This is a genomic window from Acidobacteriota bacterium (assembly GCA_016716435.1).
Lineage (GTDB): Bacteria > Acidobacteriota > Blastocatellia > Pyrinomonadales > Pyrinomonadaceae > OLB17.
The window spans coordinates 954,827-976,479 of record JADJWI010000008.1 but is presented as its reverse complement, the minus strand read 5'-3'; the positions used below and the strand labels follow the sequence as shown (position 1 = coordinate 976,479).

Below are 21,653 nucleotides of genomic sequence, written 5' to 3'. Positions count from 1 at the left end.
TCGCGGCGTTCCCATAGTTCTGATGAAATACAAGCTCCTCAGCTTTGCACGGCAGGTCGGCCTGATCATCTTGGTCGCGTGGACCGTGGTCTCGCTCGTCACGTTTCTCATCGAATTCGTGCCGGGCTCGCCGGCGACCGCGATCCTTGGCGAAACGGCGACGCAGGAGCAGATCGACAACTTTAACCGCAAGCATGGGCTCGACCGCCCGGCGTTCTTTTTCTCGATCAGTTCAGAGGAAGGTTTTGAGTGGCACGGCCTCAATAACCGCTATTACGACTATTTTGCCGGGCTGCTTCGCGGCGATCTTGGCACGTCATTCAGGACGGATAGGCCCGTTCTGGATATGATCCTCGAGAGGTATCCGGCGACGATCAAGCTCGCCGTGGCCTCGATGCTCGTCGCGATCGGGATCGCGATCCCGCTCGGAATTCTCGCCGGTACAAACAAGGGCAAGATCATTGATAACTTTGCCTCGTTCATCGCATTGCTCGGCATTTCGCTGCCGACCTTTGTCGTCGGGCCGTTTCTCGTCTATCTCTTTGCCGTACAGCTTGAGATTTTCCGCCCAACCGGAAGCTTATATCCCGAAGACATAATCCTCCCAGCGGTCACGCTCGGGGCGGCTCTTTCGGCGATTCTGACGCGAATGGTGCGTTCGAGCGTGATCGAAGAACTCGGCGAGGACTACGTGAGGACCGCACGTGCCAAGGGACTCAGCGAACGCACGGTAATCTACAAACACGTCCTCAAGAACGGGCTCATCCCGGTCGTAACGATCCTCGGGCTTCAGCTCGGCGTTTTGCTTGCGGGCTCGATAATCACTGAAAAGATCTTTAGCTGGCAGGGCCTTGGCCTGCTTTTGCTCGATGAAGGCATCGCTAAACGCGATTATCGGCTTGTCCAGGGCTGCGTTTTGGTCATCAGCCTAACGTACATTTTGGCCAACACATTGACCGACGTCGTTTATCGCTGGCTCGACCCGCGAATTCGGCTTAACTAGATGAATCGCCTGACCTACATCGGACTTGTGATCGCGGGTATCGTCGTTTTCGTGGCGATATTCGCCCCATTTCTGGCGACGCACGAGGTGACGGCGCAAAACCTCGAGCTTCGCTTTGCCGCTCCATCGGCACAGCACTGGTTTGGCACGGACGGCCTCGGCCGCGATGTCTTCTCGCGAGTTCTTTTTGGGGCTCGCATCTCGCTTCAGGTCGGGATAATCGTGGTCGTCGTTTCGGCGGTCGTCGGTATTTTTATTGGTTCGATCGCCGGATTCTACGGCGGCTGGGTCGACCGAATTCTTTCCGGCTATCTCTTCAACGTGTTCCTCGCATTTCCGGGCCTTTTGCTCGCGATCGCCTTCGTTGCCTTTCTCGGAGCCGGGCTTGAGAAGCTGATCATCGCACTCTGCATCATCGGCTGGGTCGGCTATGCCCGAGTTATGCGCGGGCAGGTTCTAAAGGTCCGCGAATACGATTTCGTCCAGGCCGCCCGAGCTCTTGGTGCGAGCAATATGCGGATTCTCTTCACGCATATTCTGCCAAACGCGATCCAGCCGCTTATCGTCCAGTCCTCGCTCGGCATGGCCGGAGCTGTGCTCTCCGAAGCGACGCTTTCATTCCTCGGCCTCGGCATTCCGCCGCCGGCACCGAGCTGGGGAACGATGATCGAGGAAGCACGAAACTTCTTTTCGATCTATCCGCACATACTCTTTTTCCCGGGTGCCGCGATCGCCTTGACCGTGCTCGCCTTTAACTTTTTGGGCGACGGGCTCCGCGAGTATCTCGACCCCAAACAGCGAACAAGATGAGGATAATTCCGCTTGGCGAATCGGCAATGGTGGTCGAGCTCGGCACCGAGATCTCGCCCGAGCTTAGTGACAAAGCCATCGCCCTCGCCACCGCTCTGACCGCTACCCCCTTCGTCGGCTTCCGCGAAGCAGTTCCCTGTTATGCGTCGGTTGGCGTTTACTTTGATCCGCTCGAAGTGGTGCGAGACGGACGCGATGCTCATTCAAAAGTTCGACAGGAGATCGAGTCTCGCCTCGACGAGCTTTCGATAGATGCCTCTGTGAGCTCACGCCTTATGGAGATTCCGGTCGATTTTTCCGGGCCTGACCTCGACGAAATTTGTGCGGCCATCGACAAGACGCGTGACGAGTTCATCGCCGAATATTGCGGCCGCGAATACCGCGTCTATATGCTCGGCTTTCTTCCCGGCTTTGCATATATGGGCGAACTTGATAGTTCGATCTCGTTTCCACGTCTTCCGACGCCGCGGCTTCGCGTACCGAAGGGCAGCGTCGGTATCGCCGGCCGCCAAACAGGAATTTATCCATTCGAATCGCCTGGCGGATGGCGATTGATCGGCCGAACTGAGCTTGAACTTTTCGACCCGAACCGCGCAGAACCCTGCGTCTTTCGCCCCGGAGACCGCGTCCGATTTGTTGCTGTCTAATGTCGCTTCTCATACGAAAACCGGGCATTCGAACGGTCGTCCGCGACCTCGGCCGCTTTGGCCGGATGGCTCTTGGCATCAACCCGACCGGGGCGATGGACACGCTTTCGGTTCGAATCGTGAACATCCTTCTCAGCAATAGCGAGAATGCCGCCGTTCTCGATTTCGGCTTCCCCGCTCCTGAAATCGAGTTTGAAACAGACGCCATTTTCTGCATCGGCGGCTGTGACGTTGAAGCCGCCGTTAACGGCTCGACCATCAAAGCCTGGCAACCGCAATCTGCCTCGGTTGGCGATGTCCTTACGTTCTCTGGTGCCGCGTCGGGCAACTTCGGCTATCTCGCCGTAAGCGGCGGCATTGATCTGCCCGAAATTCTCGGCAGCCGAACGACAAATGTCGCCGCTCAATTCGGCGGCTTTAATGGACGCTCTTTGGCAGCTGGCGACAGGCTAGCGATCGGGGAGACTAACGAGACTTTTCACGATGCATTTTCCGCTCTCGGCAATTCGCTTCGGCCGCGGCTAACCGATCCGGTTCGCATCCGCATCACCGCCGGACCCGAGTTTCACCGCCTCACGGGATTGAGCGAGCAGGTGCTCGCGAGCGAGCCATTTGCGATCACGCCGAACTCCGACCCGATGGGCTTTCGGCTCTCCGGTCCGAAGCTCTTTTCATTGGACGACACTGAGCTCTTATCTTCGGCCGCCGTTTTCGGAACGGTCCAACTTTTGCCCGATGGCGGCCTTGCCGTTCTGATGTCAGATCACCAGACGACGGGTGGCTATCCGCGGATCGCTACCGTTGCCGCCGTCGATCTGCCGCTCCTGGCTCAGCTCCGGCCGGGGCGTTCCTTCAAATTTGAATTGATCGAACTCGGAGATGCGATGCAATCACTCGCCGAGCAGGAACGAGACCTCCTCTTCCTCGAAACCGGCGTTCGGCTTGCCCGCGAACAGGTTTGCTGATTGAATATTTCGCAAAGACGATGCAGTACACGATCGACATCAACTGCGATATGGGCGAGGGCTGCGGCGACGACGCAGGTCTGATGCCGTTCATCAGCTCGGCCAACATCGCCTGCGGCTATCACGCCGGCGATGCCAATACGATGCGGCGAACTATTGCACTTGCCGAAGAGCACGGCGTTGCCGTTGGTGCACACCCAAGCTACTCGGACCGAGAGAACTTCGGCAGGACCGATTTCGAGCTTTCGCCTGCAGAGATCCGATCTCTGATCCTTGAACAGCTCGAGATCTTTGCCGAAACCTGCGGTGAACTGGGCGTTAAGATGAACCATGTAAAACCGCACGGAGCTCTCTACAACCGCTCCGCCCGCGACGTCGTGATCGCTAAAGCCATCGCCGAAGCTGTCCGCGAGTTTGACCCGGGCCTGACGCTTTACGGCCTTGCTCAAAGCCATTCGACCGCCGCTGCACGCTCGCTTGGGCTCAAAGCCGCCGACGAGGCATTCGCCGACCGAGCTTACGAACCCGACGGCTCGCTCGTCTCGCGGATAAAGGCGAACTCACTGATAAATGCGCCCGAGATCGCGGCGTCACAGGCACTTCGCATCGCTCTCGGCGGCGGCGTTGTCGCCAGCGATGGCTCAAACGTCGAGCTCTCCGGGGAGACGATCTGCGTCCACGGCGACGGCCCGAATGCGGTCGCGATCGCCAAGCGACTCTACGAAGCCTTCGTTGAAAACGGATTCGAGATCAAAGCTGCTTAGATGACAAACAAGACAAGATCTTCGGCCATACTCGGTGCCGCATTCCTAATGGCGACCTCGGCCGTCGGCCCCGGATTTTTGACGCAGACGACGGTCTTCACCGGGCAGCTCCTCGCGAGCTTCGGCTTCGTCATCCTTATCTCGGTCATCCTCGATATCTTTGCCCAGCTTAATATCTGGCGGGTGCTTTCGCTTGCCGGAATGCGGGCACAGGACCTCGCGAATGAAACGCTGACCGGTTCTGGCTATGTACTCGCGGCGATGATCGTCTTCGGCGGGCTAGTCTTTAATGTCGGCAACATCGCCGGAACCGGCCTCGGGCTCAATGCTGCGGCAGGACTGCCGGTCGAAGCCGGTGCCGCCATTAGTGCATTGGTCGCCATCGCGATATTTCTCTTGCCCGACGCGAACCGCTTCATGGACCATTTCGTCAAGGTCCTCGGCATCGTATTGCTCGCGTTGATCGTTTACGTCCTTTTCGTCTCAAGCCCGCCGCTCGGCGAAGCGGTTTATCGGACACTTGTCCCAACGACGATCGACGCTCGTGCGATCGTAACTCTCGTCGGCGGAACGGTCGGCGGCTACATCACCTTCGCCGGAGCTCATCGCCTGATCGACGCCGGAATCACGGGGCCGGAGAACCTCGGCCAGATCATTCGAAGCGCGGTGACCGGCATTGTCCTGACCGCCATCATCCGGTTCTCTCTTTTTCTTGCGGCTCTCGGCGTTATCTCGATGGGATTTACGATCGACCCTGCGAACCCACCCGCCTCGGTCTTTCAGAATGCGGCGGGCGACATAGGCCAACGGATCTTCGGCATCGTGATGTGGTGCGCAGCCATCACATCCGTCATCGGGGCGGCCTATACATCGATCTCGTTTCTCAAGACATTTGGCACATGGACCGAATGGCGAACGCGGCTGGCCATCGTAGTCTTCATTGCATTCTCAACCACCGTATTTCTTATCGTCGGGCGGCCTGTCGCCGTGCTCGTCTGGGCCGGTACGATCAATGGCTTTATCCTGCCATTCGGCCTCGGCCTGATGCTCATCGCCGCCCGCCGCCGTCCGGACATCGCCATACCGACCTGGCTCCAAGCCGCCGGCTGGCTCGTTGTCCTCATCATGGCCGCCTTCTCGGCCGTAGCCGTTTTCGAACGAAATTGATGGAAACGCAGCAAAAGCCAATCGACGATATCAAGTTCAGCGCGATTCAACTTCTAATGGTTCAAGAGACACAGATGGGCATATTCCATCTCACCTATATAAACTACTTTATTGTTAAATTTCGCAAAAAATGCTTGCTTTTCTGCTTCTTCGGCGGTACGATGAAGGAAATTACAGATCCAAAAGGGTCATTACCGGAAGAGAAGTTGTCTTTCACCAGCGGTTCCCGGAGTTCTGGGAACTTTTTGTTTGTACAGGTTTCGGACACAGCTCCTCGACCGGCTTGAGCAAATTAATTGCGGAAATTCGTCTCTATTGTAGCTTTTGCAGATAGAGCCGATCTCAGATTCGGTTGCAACTAGTCCCGAGTTTTGGACGACAGTGTCGATCTGAGATTTATTGGGATAAGCCGTTTCCCCGGCTCATCCCTCACTGAAGAGGTATTAAAATGTCCCGTAAGACCCACAACCGTTTCTTAATGGCGGTCTGTTTATTTTTGACTTTGGCTGCTTTCGCCCTGACCTTTGCTCAGATCAGTCAGGGCTCCTCTATAGCGGACGGCGCTGTCGGCTGCTCCCCGGATACTACCGCTTGGGTTAGTTTCCTTGGAACTTGTCCCGGGTCGCCTGCCTCTTTCGAGTCCGCTTCCTTAATGCTCTTTGGTTTAGGATTGGTCGGGTTCGCTCATGCAATAAGAAGAAGTTTCGGAAACGCCGGCTAACAAGCAGAGCCTTCTCTCCAAATTTTGGATTCGTTTAGCAATTAGCACTGTTAGTCGCGTAGATCATCTATGTTCAACAAGAGTCCTGGGAATATGCTATTACTAATAGCTTGCAAGCAGGGGTTCGAGTAGAGCATTAAGGTTGAGCGTGGTAATTGTCTACGCAGAGAAGGACGAACAATGAATCTTGCATTCAGAAAAAGGACACCCGGTGACATTTTAGGAATACTGAAGCGCAGGGCTTGGCTGCTCATTTTGCCGACCGTTGCGGTGGCTCTCGCGGTAGCTATCAGCCTCCAGGACTTCCCCGAAAAATACAAATCGACCTCATTTCTTACCCTCACGCCTCCTTCGATATCCGAAAAGGTCGCCCCATCTCTTACCGACGAGAATCTCTCGAATCGGCTGCAGTCGATAGGTTCCGCTGTTCTTAGCCGTTCTTCTCTTTCTGAATTGGTCGAGCAATATGGCCTGTACCCTCGCGACATTGCAGCCGGGATGCCGGTTGGCGACGTCGCTGAGAAGATGAAGGGAGACATCCTGGTCGAACCGGAACGCGGTGAAGGCCAGCAGGTCGTAGGGTTTCGGATAAGCTACGAATACACGGATCCGGTCACCGCCCAAAAGGTGACGGCCGAACTCGCGAACCGTTACATCGCATCCCAGCTCTCCGCCTCTCAGGAGAGTGCCGAAACGACAAAGGAGTTCATCGACACTCAGCTTGAACAGGCCAAGGCGTCCCTCGACGCTCTTGAGCAGCAGCGACTCCAGATCATGGCCAGCAACATTGAGACCCTGCCGGAGTCTTCGCAAGGGTTGATCGCACAATTACAAGGCCTACGCCAACGCGAACAGACGATCTACAAGGAAAAGGAAACCTTGATGATGGAGCGGGGACGCGTTTTTGAGAATGTTCGAGCCCTTAATAGCCAGATTCGTCTTGTTGAAAACTTTGGGCAGAAAGAAACTCAGGACGCCGTTGTTCAGGCGACCCGCATTGAGGATACCCCTGCCTATGCCGAGTTGATCACGCGACGAACCGAGGTGGCGGCAAAGCTAGAGAACCTGAAAAAGCAGTTTCGCGAGCGTCATCCGGATGTGATTCAGGCACAGATCGAACTTTCGAAGGTAAATGACGAGATCGACAAGCTTGCCCGGACAACCGATAACCGTGTCAAGCAAGTGAACGACGCCGCAAACCGGCGGGCAGAACTACAGAAAAGCAGTCTAGAGATCGAGCGCGAAAAGGCTGAGGGGCAGATTCGGCAGATCGACGTCCAAATGCAGGCAAAAGACCTCGAGATAAGGCAAAATTCTGCACAGATCGTGCAGCTTGAAAGCCGGATCAACTTGATACCAAACGTTAAGGTTGCACTTGAGGGCGTCAACAACCAGTATGCCTCTGCGAAAGCGAATTACGACGAACTGCTGCGAAAGTTCAACACCGCTCAACAGCAGGTCGAACGCGAATCTAACGACCAGGGCGAAACTATCCAGATAGTTGACGCCGCTAACCTCCCCGAAACCCCCGAAAACGCGTCAAAGAAGACATTTCTCTTATTTGGTGGCATCGGGGCGGGCTTGTTCTTCGGTCTGGCTCTAACGGCATTTTATGAATTTCCCCGGCTTTTCAGGATAAACTCAGTTGTGGACGCCGAGTACTATACAGGCCTCCCTGTTTGGGCCGCAATTCCGCCGCTCTTGACCGAGGGCGAGGTAGTACAGGCTAGGAGGCGAACCTTGCTCTTGCGGGCCGGTGGAATTGCCATTGCGGCGGCCGCGGTGCCGGTGCTTGCTTTGGCGATCTCGGCAACGCGGCTATTCGAGTTGATCGGCTAAGGCGCCTTTCATAAGATGTATAAAGAATTTTTTGAATTAGACGATTACCCGTTCAGCCTGACGCCTGACCCGAGGTTCATTGTTTTCACACCGAAGTACAATGAATTGCTTGCTGGCTTATACTACGGCGTCGAGATGGCGAAAGGCCTGATGATGTTAACGGGCGAGGTCGGGACCGGGAAAACAACGGCGTTGCGCTGGATAATCCGCCGTCTCGATTCGAGCGTTCTCGCCGCCTATATCTTCAACCCGCACTTAACTATCGACGAGTTTTATCAACACATTTCAGAAATGCTTGGCCTTGGCGATCACGATTCAAAGACCGGGCTTCTCTTGGAAATGGGCAAAATGCTCGAGGAAAGACACAAGCGCGGCCTTAGGACAATGTTGATCGTGGACGAAGCCCATGAGCTGTCAGACGAATTAATGGAAGAGATCCGTCTGCTTTTGAATTTTGAGTCTGACAGTTCAAAGTTCCTTCAGATCATTTTGACTGGCCAGCCGGAACTTAAAGAGCGGCTTCGCCGGCGTGACCTGCGACAATTGAAACAGAGGATCGCGCTGCGGTGTGAGATGCCAATACTTGGTGATGTTGGTGAAGTCGAGCGTTTCATTGTCGAACGAATGAAACTTGCGGGTGCAAAAAACGATGCGATCTTTAGTGGCGAGGCAATTGAACTGATATTCCAATGTTCTGAGGGAATTGCAAGACAAGTAAATAACCTTTGCGACAATTCCCTCATTGCAGCATTTGCAGCCAATAAAAAGTCCGTAGATCGATCCATGGTGGAGGAGGTCGCCTCCAGCCTCGACCTTCTTCCGGACCGGGAAAATCTTCTTTCGCATGAACGAAAGGCGGCAGAACAGGCGAATACAAGGGTTTTGAGTGAACGGGGATTCAGTGACCTGATCTCAAAGGTCCACGAGGAGGAAGAAGTCACAAGCTTTGAGCCGCTCTAGGCGGGCCGCTGAAGTGAGGCATTTTCCAGAATCGGGAAACTTTCACTGATTCGACATTTTCTCGGGGCAACGGTTTTGCCCATATTTGCAGTTTACTTGGGTTGGACTGGTGATTTCCGTAGTCTTTATTATCAATGAGGTTTTCTAAGTCCTTAAAAAAAGTGGTTGAGAACCCGCCAGCACGGCCTGAGGACAAACTCGACCCGACGTCCAATATGTCTCAACGGACAAACCGCGATCCGCATCAAAACGCGGAGTTCGCGGTCCGCGAGCTGAAATTCGGGCGTCCGACCGCAAAGACCGAAGAAAGCCGCACCGAACCTACCGGTGATTTTTCAGCCCCTTCGGGCATTCATCAGATCGGGGCTCCAATCGAAGCGTCTAACGCGAACCACCTCGTTGCCGCGGCGGCTCCGGACGAGTTTGCGACCCTTACCATTTCACCGACGGGCGTCAATGAACGTTTGGTGGCTATTCGCGAACCTGAGTCGGTATACACTGAAGATTACCGATCACTCAGGACACAATTGATCAACAAAAAAAAACGAAACCGGGCTCCGCAGTGTTGTCGTGTTAAGTTTCGGTTCGGGCGAGGGCAAGACAGTAACGGCGATAAATCTGGCGTGGCTACTTGCTCAGACGGACGGGATCCGTGCGGCCCTGGTCGATGCGGACCTTCGACAGCCGAGCATAGCAGAATATCTCGGGCACCAAGATTCATACGGCCTGGCGGAGCTATTGAGAGATGGGCAACCCTTCGAGAAAGCTCTAAACATCCTCGAACCGTCCGGCTTAGGCCTGATCCACGGCGGCCGGTCGCGGGAAGACGTGGCGGAGCTGATCTCGAGCTCAAAATTCCGTGACCTGCACGACAAGTTGGTAGAAGCGTTTGATCTCACGATCTTTGACGCCCCACCGATGAACCTTTTCGCCGATGCTGCGGCGATCCTCGAGGTAGCAGACGCCGGAATATTGGTCGTCGGAACGAATCAGGTGAATTATCAAGAACTGGACCGGGTCATCCGTACGCTCCCGAAGCAAAAACTTCTGGCCGTAGTGGTCAACCGATCGGAAGAAGCATTGGTCAGTCGTGACTATTACTACTACTCGAATTACCGTTCGATGCGTGAAAAGTAGCCAGTGGCGGTCGCCAGGAAAGATCGGTTAAAAGCAGAATGAATAGCCGCCTAACATCAAGAGCCGTTTTATTACTCTTTGCGGATATTGTATTCGTATTCCTGGGATTCGTGCTCGCGGCCGTTGGGCGATTGGGTTTGAGTGATGCCGAGGCCTGGCTCGGAGATGAATTTACCGAGCTCAAGATCGCTTTCGCTATGGCCGCCAGTATCGGGTCGCTCTACGTTTTTGATCTATACGACTTTTCGGTCATAAGCAGCCGGCGTGAAATGCTGGTGAGGCTGATCCAGTCGCTTGGGACGACGTGGCTGTTTCTGGCGCTGATATACTTTTTCTTTCCCCAACTAATGGTCGGGCGCGGCGTCGCGGCCCTTTCAGCCCCGATCATCCTGATGTTCCTTTTGGCTTCAAGGGTGGTGATCCACTACTACCTTGGCCATCCGGAGATCGGGGAACGGGTCATTTTGGTCGGAAGCGGGTCATCGCTGGATGAGATGAATTACGCGACCTTGAAACGACGTGACCTTGGCTACCGGATCGTCGGGTATGTTTGCGGCGAGAAGCTCAACGGGAACCGCCCGAGTTCCGCCCTAGAATTCAAGGGCCGGCTTGACGAACTGGAACGGGTCATCGCCGAAGAGGGCATCACGAGGGTCGTCGTCGGCGTTTCGGACCGCCGCGGCAAGTTCCCGCTAGATATGCTGCTGAAGCTGCGACTCTCAGGAAACCTGAGCATAGAAGAATCAACGACCTATATGGAGCGTATTACCGGCAAGGTCCATTTGGACAGCTTGCTGCCCTCGTGGCTGATATTCTCGGCCCGGCCGAGAGAGACCCGGTTCATGCAGAGCTTCCGAGATGTTTCGCAAAGACTTCTTGCGTTGGTTGGAATGATCGTTTCGTTTCCGATCGCCCTCCTGACCGCTATCGCCGTGAAACTTGATTCGAGCGGACCGTTGCTCTACAAGCAAACACGGGTCGGCAAGCATGGCAAGCGGTTCGTCCTACTTAAGTTTCGTTCAATGCGGACGGACGCAGAAGAGAACGGTGCAGTCTGGGCGAGCGAAGGGGATGATCGCATTACAAGGGTCGGCCGAATCATTAGAAAGCTGAGGTTTGACGAGATCCCGCAATTCTGGAACATCGTGAAAGGGGATATGAGTTTCGTAGGGCCCCGGCCCGAACGTCCGGAGTTCGTCGCGAAACTTGCCGAAGCAATCCCATTTTATGAATACCGGCACCTTGTCCCGCCCGGACTGACCGGATGGGCACAGGTGAATTATCCATATGGTGCATCGGTAGAGGAGTCGAAAAAGAAGCTGGAATACGATCTTTACTATATAAAGAATCAGTCGCTGTCGCTCGATCTTGTGATATTGTTTGAAACATTCAAGACAATACTCTTCGGACGCGGCAGCCGATAGGCGAACAAGATCCACATGCAGGGATACGGGGCACCGCATAGCCGGGGAATGGACGCAAACAGGTGAAGAACAATGAGAATTAGAAGCGTTTTATTGGTGGTATTATTCTCAGGAATACTTTTTGGGGCCGAGGCCCGCGCCCAAACTGCCGGAGATGCAACAGTTCCGCAAACGGCGGGGACACCGCCCGCGAACACTAGCGCCGCGGGCCAGGATGACGAAGAATCGCTGCTTCCCTTTTACAACAATTTCCTTGCTGAGTACGTCCTCGGGCCGGAGGATGTGATCTCAGTGGATGTATTCGGGCATGCGAACTACTCGAAATCGGGGATCGTCGTTCCGCCGACATCAAGGATCGCGTATCCATTGATACGCGGCGGGATCTTTGTCGGCGGGAAGACGACCGAACAGGTTGCCGAGATCATCCAACGCGAGCTAAACGAATACATTATCGACCCGCAGGTGACGGTCACGCTCGACAAGGTAGGCTCGGCCCGGTTCAGCGTCCTCGGGCGGGTCGGGACGCCCGGCATCAAGCCGATGAACCGTCGATATTCACTTTACGAAGCGATCGCCGAAGCCGGGGGAATTGCGGAAAAAGGCGACCGCAATCGGGTAGTCCTGGTCCGGATGGACCGAAACGGCCAGCTCTCGCAGTCGGTGGTAGACCTTGAACAAGTTCTTAAGGGCCGGGAGCCGGTGCCATATTTGCTGCCGGGCGACCAAATAATCGTACCCGAGAAGCGCTGGAGCCTGACAAAGATATTCGAGATCGTTGGCCGGGTCAGTGCGATCCGCGTCCTTTTGGGCAGTCCGTTGTAAGTAAAAGCGTGGTCCATTTTTTGCGAAACATTTTCGTCGCGGGCGGTATTGCAATTTTGCTCGTAGGGGTCGCCGCGGCTCAGGCAGAATGGACGCGGCTGAACTCGGGGACATTGGCCCACTTGAGATCGGTCTATTTTCTCGATGATCTGAACGGCTGGGCGGGCGGAACCGCAGCCACACTACTCAGGACGAAAGATGGGGGCGATAGCTGGGAGCGGGTAAAGATCGGCGGAATCGAAACGATACTGGATATTTACTTTGCCAATGCACAGACCGGCTGGCTGCTTTGCGAAAAGGACATTTTTGGCCCCGCGGCCGAGACACCGACCGTTATCCTAAGGACCAACGACGGCGGAACGACATGGGACACGGTTAAGATAGAGCCCGGCCGCGAGCGGTTCTTGCGTTTCTTGCTTGATGCAAAAGGCGGGATGCCCGGGGCCCTGGGCGAATCAGGCACGCTGCTAATGCCGGAACCCGATGAAAGCGGATTCCGGCGGGTTAGGCTCGCGACCCGGGCGATGCTGACCAGCGGGCTGATGGACGCAGACGGCCGGAGCATTATCGTCGGAGGGTTGGGGACCGTACTTTTAAGCATGGACCGGGGCAGTTCGTGGACGGCGGCCTCCGCTCCGCAGACCGGCCAACGGCTCCGGCTAAACGCGGTCGCACGATCGGACGACAAAGAAACCTTGATCGCGGTAGGGCGCAATGGGCTAATTCTCCGCAGCAAGGACCGCGGAACCAACTGGGAAGTGGTACGCTCGCCGGTCGCGAGCGACCTGACCGACGTCGTTTTTTTCGGCAACGGGCAGGCCACGGCGATCGGCGAAAAGGGCGTTGCGATAGTCTCCGAGGATAACGGAGCCACATGGAGCCTTTCCGCCACCGGAAGCAAGCACCGGCTGGAGCGTATTCATGCGACGCGAAAACGTATTTACGCGGTCGGATTTGGCGGGACCGGCTTATCGATGATGCTTAAGGTCCGGGACCAATAAAATGTAATGGATCTTAAGAGACCGAGGTGTATTCGGGGGACGAAAACCTCGAAAAACCTCAAGCATCTAGATCTTCGGAGCGATGGAGGAAGCAGTAAGAAATGGGAAGATTCTCGATCGCGATCCTAGGACGGCTGGCGATGCAAAGCCAACGGAAGAACGAACCGGTGGGCATCGCTTAACGTTTTTGTTCGTTGCGGCGTTTGCATATGCGGTATATTTCCGGCCGCATGAGTTTTACCCGACAACTCCGGTAGTAAACTCGCTGCCGATGCTGACAGCGGCGGGGGCATTGGTTTCTTTCCTTCTGACCGAACTGATGAGCGGCGGTTCGTCACGCAAATTCCCGACCGAGGTGAAGTGCGTGCTGGTAATGACGGCGTTTGCTTTGCTGACAATGCCGATAGCCCGCGACCCGGCATTAGCATGGAAGACATTTAACGACCTGTGGCTGCCGCTCGTGCTTGTATTTTTCGTAACGGCGAACGTATTGACAAGCCTGCGGCGGATCAAAACGCTAATGCTGCTGGGCGTAGCTATCGGGGTTTACCTGAGCTACCAGACCTATGACCTTTACAGCCAAGGGATCTTCGAGATAGAGGGCTACCGGATCGCAGTTGATTTCGGCGGAATGTTCGGGAACCCGAACGACATGGCCATCCATCTGGTGATGTTCGTTCCGATAGCGATCGGATTGGCGTTTGCGGGGCGGAGTATAATGTTGAGAGTTCTCCTGCTTGCCTCGGCCGTGCTGATGCTGGTAGCGGTGACGCTTACGCAGTCAAGAGGCGGATTGATCGGCATTGCCGCGATCGGCATCGCACTGCTGAGCCGGCTCGGGAAAGGGCGGATGCCGCAGGCGCTTGGACTGGCAGCGATCATCTTTATAGTTCTGGTTGCATTTGCGCCGGGCAACATTGGAACAAGGATCGCTTCGATCTTTGACTCCGCTCTTGACCCGACAGGATCGCACAATCAACGGCAAGAAGCTGTTACGCGATCGATCTACGTCACACTACGGAACCCCCAGGGAGTTGGAATCGGAAACAGCATCATGTTTGGCCCCCGCAACCTGCAAACGCACAACGCCTATACGCAGGTTTCGTCCGAACTCGGCTGGATAGCATTTGGAGCGTATTTGGTACTTATCTGTTATCCGCTTCGGGAGCTATCAAGGATAGAAAAGAAGCTTCGAGCCCGAGATGAAAGGCACGCGGCCTATTACCTTGTGGTCGGGACGTGGGCCGGGATAATCGGATATGCGGTTTCGAGCTTTTTTGCCTCAATAGCATACCTTTGGTTCGTTTATTTCCCGATATGCTACGCTATCGGGTTGCGGGAATTGCATGAACGGCAGAGAACCGAAAGTGAAGGCCAGAAGGATCAAGAAGCAGGAACCCTACCGAAATCAGAATTGATCCGAGCTTGATTGGAAGAATGGGAATATTTGAGATCGCCTCACTGATCTTTTGGGCCAACACGGCGGCCATAGCGTATGCCTACGCGGGCTACCCGGTCGCAGTCTGGCTGGCAGCCCGGTTGCGACCGAGACGCTGGAAGATCGAGGAGATGACTCCAAGAGTCACGATGATAATCGCCGCAAGGAACGAGGAAAAGGCGATTGCCGAAAAGCTCGAAAACTCGCTGGCCCTCGATTACCCGGAAGATAAACTTGATTTTATTGTGGTTTCGGATGCGTCAGAAGATGCGACAGACTCGATCGTAGAGGCTTTTCCGGATGCGCGGGTAAAACTGCTCCGTGCCGAACGGCGACTCGGAAAGACGGGAGCACAAAACCTCGGGGTGGAACATGCGGAGGGAGAGATCTTACTCTTTTCAGACGCGACGACCTGGTACGAGAAGGACGTTGTCCGCAACCTTGTCCGAAACTTCGCAGACCCGACAATAGGCTGCGTCGGCGGAATGCTCATTTACCGAGATGGTACAAACACCTCGGTCGGGAGGGCCTCAGCGGACTACTGGGGCTACGAAACCTTCATAAAGCGGCACGAAAGCCTCGCCGCATCGCTGATCGGGGTTTCGGGCTGTATGTATGCGGTACGCCGCTCAGCCTACAAGCCAATGTACCCGGAGGCGTGCTCCGATTTCTTGATCGCAACTGTGATGCAACGACAGGGGCTAAGAACCGTTTTTGAACCAGAGGCCGTCTGCACAGAAGAAACAAACGAGACAACCGAAAAGGAGTTAAGAATGCGGGTGCGGGTGATAGCCCAAACGCTTTCTGACATCTGGCGGAACCGAGATATCCTGAACCCGCTGAGGGCAGGGTTTTTCGGATTTGCGATCGTATCGCATAAAGTGGCCCGATACTCGGTCCCGCTATTCCTGATCGCGGCCTACTTCGCAAATATGGTCCTTGCCTTCAGGTCAACCGGGTACGCGATACTATTTGCTGGTCAGACGGTCTTTTGGGGAGTGGGGCTGGCCGGAATGCTGATCGACCGGAAAAGATCCGCCGCCAGAATACTCGGATACCCTACCTACTTCGCGCTTGCGAACCTTGCATCCCTACTTGGAATCTATCGATTTCTGTGAGGTGAAACATTTTACGTTTGGGAACCAATCCGAGATGCAACTAATTAAACAAGCCGGGACAACTACGAGTTACTCAAAATGTTGTTTCCGAACTATGGTTTCCCGCGTTGCCGATCTGACGTTACGTACTTTCATTCGGATAGAGCACCGTACAAATGCCGCCAAGGATCACGCAAACGATCACTTCGCGAATGTGTGTATTTTAGGTCAATAGTCGGTCGCCATCGCCTCAATTTACCACTTTGACAAACGGTACCAGCGACCAAGTGAAAATGGACCCGAGAAAATCCGCTAGCAGCAGAATCGACGTCCCAACCCTGCAGAAGCAGGCCTCATGGTATTTCCTGGCGCGATTTATCGCGTTCTCGCTTTCGGTGCTTACACCCATTATCATCGTCAGAACTCTCACTATCGAGCATTTCGGCGTCTACAAGCAGGCATCTACTCTGATAACAACACTTGCTTCGGTATTGCCGTTTGGGGTTGGGATAAGCGCATTTTATTTCCTTTCGCGAGACGACTCTGAGCGCTCGCCAGCAGTATTGAACATTGTCCTTTATTTCACATTTATCGGCCTTTCCACGATCGCCGTCTTCGGGTTTTTCCCGGAGGCGGTCCGAGTTTTCTTTGACTCCGACGAAACCGTTTCACTCTCGGCATTGATCGGGGGCCTTTCGGCGGTCGTGCTTTTTTCGCTTTTTCTCGACTATGTTGCCTTCGCGAATCGGGAGCCGGTGATAGGGGCATATTTCGTGATCGCGTCGCAGATAACGCGGACTCTGGCGGTGATAATTGCCGCCGTGGCCTTCGGGACGGTCCTATCGATCCTGGTGGCATCGATAATACAAGCTGCTATCCAGAGCGTTGTGCTACTAGTCTACCTTGGTGACCGTTTCCCAAGATTTTGGCGAAGCTTTGATGCGGCGTTCCTCAAGAGGCATATTGCATACGCACTGCCGCTCGGTTTTTCCGGGCTTTTGTGGAACGCTCACGCGAATCTGCATTTCTTCGTCGTGGGCAACCGATTCAATACGGCGGCTTTTGCCATCTATGCGGTAGGGTGCTTTCAACTACCGCTGATCGGGATGCTATCAGAATCGGTAAACTCGGTCCTGATACCGCGGATGACGGAGCTGCAGTCGGCGGACGACCGGAGCTCGATGGTAGAGCTTTTGGCTAGGGCCTCGAGTAAATTGGCAATAGTTTACCTTCCGATCTTTGCTTTCTTTTTTATAACGGCCGAAACGGTGATCACGCTGCTTTTCACCGAGGCCTATGTGGCGAGCACGCCTATTTTTAGGGTATTCCTTTTTCTGATCCCGCTGGGGATCGTAATGTCCGACTCGGTCGTCAGGGTTTACACGGATCTGGCAAGTTTTTTGCTAAAGGTCCGGATCGGGTCCACGATAATCTTGACAATCGGGCTGATCGCGGCAGCGGGGACGGAAAGCCTTTTGGCGATCGTCCTTACGATGGTGGCGATCAGGTACGGCGAGGCTCTTATTGCCGAATACGGGATCTTTACGAGACTCGGGTTTCGGCGGACGGACCTGCCAAAGTTTGCCCGCGTATTACGCCTGGTTATCGCAAGCGGAGCGGCGGCGATATGCTGTGCGGCCGTATACTTCACGACCCGCGCTCGGGTTCCGCAAATGCTCGCGGGCCTGCTACATGAGAGCTACGGAAACACGGCAGGGCAGCTGGTTCAAAGCCTTTCGATGCTCGCGGTGCTGTCAGTAGCCGGGATCGCATTTGCCATCCCGTACCTTTTACTTTGCATTCGGTATGCAGGACTCGAGGAAGACGAGGTCCGGCTTCTGACAAACCTGAAGGCAAGGGCCTTCGGTTTCGTTGGACGCCGGAAATGACGTCCACGGTAGCATGATGCCATAGGAACGGAACCGGGACTGAAAGAACGGCCGCAGAGCGGCGGAACAACATTTGACCTAGCAAAAAGATATGTGCGGGATAGCCGGATTCATTAGTAGAAAGACGGGCGAAGAGAGGTACGAACGGGAGGAACTGCTCGACGCGATGTGCCGCGCGATCGCGCACCGCGGGCCGGACGACCAAGGGACGGTGGTGCGGGGGCGGGCCGCGCTTGGGATGCGACGGCTCGCCATTATCGACCTCGCGACCGGGCAGCAGCCGATATTTTCAGAGGACAACCGGCTGGCGATAGTTTTTAATGGCGAGATCTATAATTACCTCGACCTAAAGGCGGAGCTTGAATCCAAGGGTTACCGTTTTCGGACAAATTCGGACACGGAAACCATTTTACATGCCTTTGAAGAATACGGTGCGGAGTGCGTAGATCACCTTCGGGGAATGTTCGCGATCGCGATCTGGAATTTCGAATCGGAAGAGCTATTTCTGGCCCGCGACCGGGTCGGGAAAAAGCCGCTTTTTTATGGGACGGCAGGCGACGGAGCATTCATCTTCGGTTCTGAGCTAAAATCGCTCGTACTACACCCGGGAATTGACAGAACGATCGACCCGGAAGCGCTTGACGCCTATTTGGCCTTCGGTTATGTGCCCGAACACCTTTGCATATTCGGAGCGATCAAGAAGCTTGAGCCCGGACACACCCTTCTGCTGGCTAAGGGCAAGATATCGACTAGGCGGTACTGGAAACTCCCGGAGGATAGAGTCGAAGGCCGGAGCGATGATGAGATCGCGGAGGAGCTTGTGGAACGGCTCCGCGAGGCAGTCCGAGTACGGCTGATCTCCGAGGTGCCACTTGGTGCCTTTCTCTCAGGCGGTATCGATTCCTCGGCAGTGGTCGGAATGATGGCCGAGCTAAGCGACGGCCCGGTCAAGACCTTTTCTATCGGTTTCAACGAAGATAGTTTTAATGAGCTTGAGTACGCACGACGGGCGGCAAGGCATTTCAAGACCGACCACCATGAGTTCATTGTGACACCGGAACTGGTCGACACCGTTGACGACATCGCCTGGCATTTCGACGAACCATTTGCAGATTCCTCAGCACTGCCGACTTTCATGGTCGCAAAACTTGCCCGTGAACACGTGACGGTCGTGCTCTCAGGCGACGGCGGCGATGAGCTTTTTGGCGGTTACACGAGGTACAAGACCGCTCTCGGGAGACAATGGGCGCGGAGGCTGCCGCATTTTTTGCGGCAAGCAATCGCGGCGGCGGCCATAAGGCTTCCGCACTCGGCACGCGGAAAAAACTATCTTTACAACATCGCGCAGGACCATATCGGCCGATACATCGATCTTGTCTCGGTGATCAACCGGCCGCAACGGCAAATGCTTTACTCAGAGGATCTGCGGAGGCAGCTTAATGGTAAAAATGGCGGACCAGAAGAGAAATTTTCGGAGATCTCCGGATCCCGAGGTACGGCCGACCTCCTTGGACCGCTGATGGCACTCGACTTCAAGACCTACCTCCCGAGCGATATAATGGTAAAGGTCGATAGAATGACGATGGCAAATTCGTTGGAGGCCCGGTCACCGCTGCTCGACCAGGAGCTGATAGAATTTGCGGCCGGAATTCCAAGCGACCTAAAGCTAAAGGGCGGTGAGACAAAATACATCCTAAAGAAGGCACTCGGAGGTTTTGTGCCTAAGGAAATCCTGTACCGCGAGAAGCAAGGCTTTGGGGTTCCGATCGAAGCCTGGATAAACCGCGAACTGCGGGACGATATTAGAGAAACACTTCTGGACAAAAATTCGCTTGGGCGAAAACTTTTCGATCGCTTGTATATCGAGGTGCTTTTGGGTGAGCACTCAAGCGGCCGGCGGGACCACTCGCATGCCATCTGGGCACTCTTTATGCTCGAGAAATGGCAAGAACGCTATCAAGGAACATAGCATGGACGGGATCGCAACATTTCTGATATGGAGGCGAGCGAACGAGTGTACGGTTTTGGAAAGCCATGGCTTTTCGCAATCTCTTGATCCGTCCGAGCGTTTAGGTGAAATGAGCTTCCCCGATAGAATTTGAAGATTCTGGCCGTAAAATAATGACGCCATACGATGAAGAATCATACAAAGGGTATCTAGAAAAGGAACTTTCGCGTTTCGAATCCCGACAGGATAAGGGACTTAGGCTACTTGAATTTGTATTAGAATTCGAAAAACCAGCAATACTTGACCTCGGGTGCGGTGCCGGACAGGAATTGCTTCAGTTCTCGAGCAGGAAGGGCGTTCTAAAGATCGGTGTGGACGTTGAGTTTGCCGCGGGTGATATTTTCAACCGTCTGCATTCGCGACGAGACGGCGAGCAGAGTATCTTCATAAATTCCGCAGGAGAAGAACTTCCTTTTGCGAAAGAGAGCTTTCACCTGATCATCTGCCGAGTCGCGTTACCCTATATGCACTCGGAAACCGCAATTCGGGAAATGTCGCGAATCCTCGCTCCTGAGGGGCGGATAGTGCTGACGGTCCATGCACCGGGTTTCTATCTGCAGATGATCCGAAAAAGACTTGGCAGCTTTTCGGTCAAGCAACTTGCCTATCCGGTGATCTGTTTTGCGGGCGGCGGTTGGTTCCTAATGACAGGCAAGCAGCCAAGAGGAGCGTTCTGGAAAGGCAAAGAGACATTTCATACGAAATCGATGCTCGCCCGGGAACTAAACGCCTGCGGGCTAGGAATAATCGAAGATGGCCCGGCAGAGGGCAAAGGGGGGCACACGTATCTGATCGGCAAGCGATAAGTTATGTCGAGTTTGTTTACCAACCTATTGAATTCTTTGCCGTGGCTTGCCCGCTATCCAATTTCAAGGGCCCGGGCAATGGTTGAGTATGACGCCTCAGTGCCAAAGCATCTTATCTTTTGCATCGCGAATCATTTCGAACCCAGCTGGAAGGGGAAAGAAATGTATGACATTGAGACGCAGAGGAGACGGCTGGATGAATGGTGCAAGCTTGCGGAGCGGGCGGGCGAGGCGGTCAAGGATTCTGATGGAACCAGATTCAGGCACACGAACTTCTATCCGGCAGAGCAGTACGACCGAGGGCTGTTGAACACCATTGCTGACCTGCAAGCTGCAGGACTCGGTGAGGTCGAGATACACCTCCACCACGGCGTCGAAAGCCCCGATACTGAGGAGGGACTTCGAAGTCAGCTCGTCGAGTTTCGAGACCGGTTGGCTGAAGATCACAAGTGTCTTTCGAGAATGGAAGGCGAGGGCCCGCCGATGTACGCTTTCGTACACGGAAACTGGGCATTGGGAAACTCAGCGAATGGGCAATACTGCGGAGTTGATAACGAGTTCGAGATCCTGCGCGAGACGGGGTGCTATATCGATATGACCTTGCCGTCTGCTCCGGACATCAGCCAGGTTCCGGTGCTCAACTCCGTTTATGAAAGCGGGCTCCCGTTTTCTGAAAGTGCTCCGCACCGAAAGGAAAAGCGGTTAGCGGTCAACGGCACTAAACCGCAACTTCCCGTACTTGTTACAGGGCCGCTAGTGCTTGACTGGTCGGCAAGGCTGAAAGCACTTCCGTTGCCGAAGTTTGATAACGCCGAACTGGCGCATTTTCGCACGACCAACCTTCGTCGCCTTGATCGCTGGGTCAACGCGAATGTGACGGTGAAAGGTAGGCCCGATTGGTGCTTCATCAAGCTTCATTGCCACGGGTTTTTTGACGACGATCAGCAGGCATGCATCGGCGATGAAGCGATAAGGGCCTTTTCTGAGATCGTGGAGCACGGCGAAAAAACGGGAGCTTACAAGGTACACTTTGCTTCAGCTCGAGAAGTTTTCAATATCGTAATGGCGGCGGTCGATGGAAAGACCGGCTCGCCCAACGAATATCGCAATTATCGGTTAAAGTCCATCGGAATCTTTAGTGATCACTTGTAGGAA

18 protein-coding genes are annotated in these 21,653 nt (G+C 54.7%); all 18 read left to right on the top strand.

Annotated elements, in window-relative coordinates:
* Positions 1-22: 22 nt before the first annotated feature.
* The 18 genes from IPM21_16430 to IPM21_16345 all read left to right on the top strand — a co-directional run bounded on the left by IPM21_16430 (position 23) and on the right by IPM21_16345 (position 21,650).
* The gene (locus tag IPM21_16430; GenBank protein MBK9165460.1) at positions 23-1,003 is read left to right on the top strand and encodes an ABC transporter permease; all 981 of its coding nucleotides are present in this window, start codon (positions 23-25) and stop codon (positions 1,001-1,003) included.
* Entirely contained in the window at positions 1,004-1,813 is an 810-nt protein-coding gene (locus IPM21_16425; protein ID MBK9165459.1) for an ABC transporter permease, read from the top strand.
* On the top strand, positions 1,810-2,460 hold the full coding sequence (pxpB, locus tag IPM21_16420) for a 5-oxoprolinase subunit PxpB (GenBank protein MBK9165458.1): 651 nt from the start codon (positions 1,810-1,812) through the stop codon (positions 2,458-2,460). Before IPM21_16425 ends, pxpB begins: the two co-directional genes overlap by 4 nt.
* Positions 2,460-3,425, top strand: a complete 966-nt coding sequence (locus IPM21_16415; GenBank protein MBK9165457.1) for a biotin-dependent carboxyltransferase — start codon at positions 2,460-2,462, stop codon at positions 3,423-3,425. Before pxpB ends, IPM21_16415 begins: the two co-directional genes overlap by 1 nt.
* A gap of 20 nt (positions 3,426-3,445) precedes the next feature.
* A complete protein-coding gene (locus tag IPM21_16410) occupies positions 3,446-4,189 on the top strand; it encodes a LamB/YcsF family protein (protein ID MBK9165456.1) in 744 nt (247 codons plus the stop codon).
* Positions 4,190-5,356, top strand: a complete 1,167-nt coding sequence (locus IPM21_16405) for a divalent metal cation transporter (GenBank protein ID MBK9165455.1) — start codon at positions 4,190-4,192, stop codon at positions 5,354-5,356.
* A 901-nt stretch (positions 5,357-6,257) separates the two neighbouring features.
* Positions 6,258-7,916 (top strand): hypothetical protein, encoded by a 1,659-nt coding sequence (locus IPM21_16400; protein ID MBK9165454.1) that lies wholly within the window; start codon positions 6,258-6,260, stop codon positions 7,914-7,916.
* Positions 7,917-7,931: 15 nt separating this feature from the next.
* Positions 7,932-8,876 (top strand): AAA family ATPase, encoded by a 945-nt coding sequence (locus tag IPM21_16395; protein ID MBK9165453.1) that lies wholly within the window; start codon positions 7,932-7,934, stop codon positions 8,874-8,876.
* 570 nt (positions 8,877-9,446) lie between these two features.
* A complete protein-coding gene (locus tag IPM21_16390) occupies positions 9,447-10,013 on the top strand; it encodes a CpsD/CapB family tyrosine-protein kinase (GenBank protein ID MBK9165452.1) in 567 nt (188 codons plus the stop codon).
* 38 nt (positions 10,014-10,051) lie between these two features.
* The gene (locus tag IPM21_16385; GenBank protein ID MBK9165451.1) at positions 10,052-11,437 is read left to right on the top strand and encodes a TIGR03013 family PEP-CTERM/XrtA system glycosyltransferase; all 1,386 of its coding nucleotides are present in this window, start codon (positions 10,052-10,054) and stop codon (positions 11,435-11,437) included.
* A 72-nt stretch (positions 11,438-11,509) separates the two neighbouring features.
* Positions 11,510-12,259 carry a polysaccharide export protein gene (locus IPM21_16380; protein ID MBK9165450.1) on the top strand — a complete coding sequence of 250 codons (750 nt, stop codon included), beginning with the start codon at positions 11,510-11,512 and terminating at the stop codon, positions 12,257-12,259.
* A 20-nt stretch (positions 12,260-12,279) separates the two neighbouring features.
* Positions 12,280-13,260: a hypothetical protein gene (locus tag IPM21_16375; protein MBK9165449.1), complete on the top strand. Its 981-nt coding sequence runs from the start codon at positions 12,280-12,282 to the stop codon at positions 13,258-13,260.
* Between the two features lie 82 nt (positions 13,261-13,342).
* Positions 13,343-14,689 carry an O-antigen ligase family protein gene (locus IPM21_16370; protein MBK9165448.1) on the top strand — a complete coding sequence of 449 codons (1,347 nt, stop codon included), beginning with the start codon at positions 13,343-13,345 and terminating at the stop codon, positions 14,687-14,689.
* Between the two features lie 8 nt (positions 14,690-14,697).
* Positions 14,698-15,816 carry a glycosyltransferase family 2 protein gene (locus tag IPM21_16365; protein ID MBK9165447.1) on the top strand — a complete coding sequence of 373 codons (1,119 nt, stop codon included), beginning with the start codon at positions 14,698-14,700 and terminating at the stop codon, positions 15,814-15,816.
* Positions 15,817-16,088: 272 nt separating this feature from the next.
* A complete protein-coding gene (locus tag IPM21_16360) occupies positions 16,089-17,684 on the top strand; it encodes an oligosaccharide flippase family protein (protein ID MBK9165446.1) in 1,596 nt (531 codons plus the stop codon).
* 91 nt (positions 17,685-17,775) lie between these two features.
* Complete coding sequence (asnB, locus tag IPM21_16355) at positions 17,776-19,653, top strand: asparagine synthase (glutamine-hydrolyzing) (GenBank protein ID MBK9165445.1); 1,878 nt, start codon at positions 17,776-17,778, stop codon at positions 19,651-19,653.
* Between the two features lie 152 nt (positions 19,654-19,805).
* Entirely contained in the window at positions 19,806-20,498 is a 693-nt protein-coding gene (locus IPM21_16350; GenBank protein ID MBK9165444.1) for a class I SAM-dependent methyltransferase, read from the top strand.
* Between the two features lie 162 nt (positions 20,499-20,660).
* Positions 20,661-21,650 carry a hypothetical protein gene (locus IPM21_16345; protein ID MBK9165443.1) on the top strand — a complete coding sequence of 330 codons (990 nt, stop codon included), beginning with the start codon at positions 20,661-20,663 and terminating at the stop codon, positions 21,648-21,650.
* Positions 21,651-21,653: the final 3 nt, after the last annotated feature.

What these genes read in the sequence shown, in the direction of transcription:
- IPM21_16430 (MBK9165460.1), top strand. Translation starts at nt 23, where the DNA reads ATGAAATACAAGCTCCTCAGCTTTGCACGGCAGGTCGGCCTGATCATC.
- IPM21_16425 (MBK9165459.1), top strand. Translation starts at nt 1,004, where the DNA reads ATGAATCGCCTGACCTACATCGGACTTGTGATCGCGGGTATCGTCGTT.
- pxpB (MBK9165458.1), top strand. Translation starts at nt 1,810, where the DNA reads ATGAGGATAATTCCGCTTGGCGAATCGGCAATGGTGGTCGAGCTCGGC.
- IPM21_16415 (MBK9165457.1), top strand. Translation starts at nt 2,460, where the DNA reads ATGTCGCTTCTCATACGAAAACCGGGCATTCGAACGGTCGTCCGCGAC.
- IPM21_16410 (MBK9165456.1), top strand. Translation starts at nt 3,446, where the DNA reads ATGCAGTACACGATCGACATCAACTGCGATATGGGCGAGGGCTGCGGC.
- IPM21_16405 (MBK9165455.1), top strand. Translation starts at nt 4,190, where the DNA reads ATGACAAACAAGACAAGATCTTCGGCCATACTCGGTGCCGCATTCCTA.
- IPM21_16400 (MBK9165454.1), top strand. Translation starts at nt 6,258, where the DNA reads ATGAATCTTGCATTCAGAAAAAGGACACCCGGTGACATTTTAGGAATA.
- IPM21_16395 (MBK9165453.1), top strand. Translation starts at nt 7,932, where the DNA reads ATGTATAAAGAATTTTTTGAATTAGACGATTACCCGTTCAGCCTGACG.
- IPM21_16385 (MBK9165451.1), top strand. Translation starts at nt 10,052, where the DNA reads ATGAATAGCCGCCTAACATCAAGAGCCGTTTTATTACTCTTTGCGGAT.
- IPM21_16380 (MBK9165450.1), top strand. Translation starts at nt 11,510, where the DNA reads ATGAGAATTAGAAGCGTTTTATTGGTGGTATTATTCTCAGGAATACTT.
- IPM21_16370 (MBK9165448.1), top strand. Translation starts at nt 13,343, where the DNA reads ATGGAGGAAGCAGTAAGAAATGGGAAGATTCTCGATCGCGATCCTAGG.
- IPM21_16365 (MBK9165447.1), top strand. Translation starts at nt 14,698, where the DNA reads ATGGGAATATTTGAGATCGCCTCACTGATCTTTTGGGCCAACACGGCG.
- IPM21_16360 (MBK9165446.1), top strand. Translation starts at nt 16,089, where the DNA reads ATGGACCCGAGAAAATCCGCTAGCAGCAGAATCGACGTCCCAACCCTG.
- asnB (MBK9165445.1), top strand. Translation starts at nt 17,776, where the DNA reads ATGTGCGGGATAGCCGGATTCATTAGTAGAAAGACGGGCGAAGAGAGG.
- IPM21_16350 (MBK9165444.1), top strand. Translation starts at nt 19,806, where the DNA reads ATGACGCCATACGATGAAGAATCATACAAAGGGTATCTAGAAAAGGAA.
- IPM21_16345 (MBK9165443.1), top strand. Translation starts at nt 20,661, where the DNA reads ATGTATGACATTGAGACGCAGAGGAGACGGCTGGATGAATGGTGCAAG.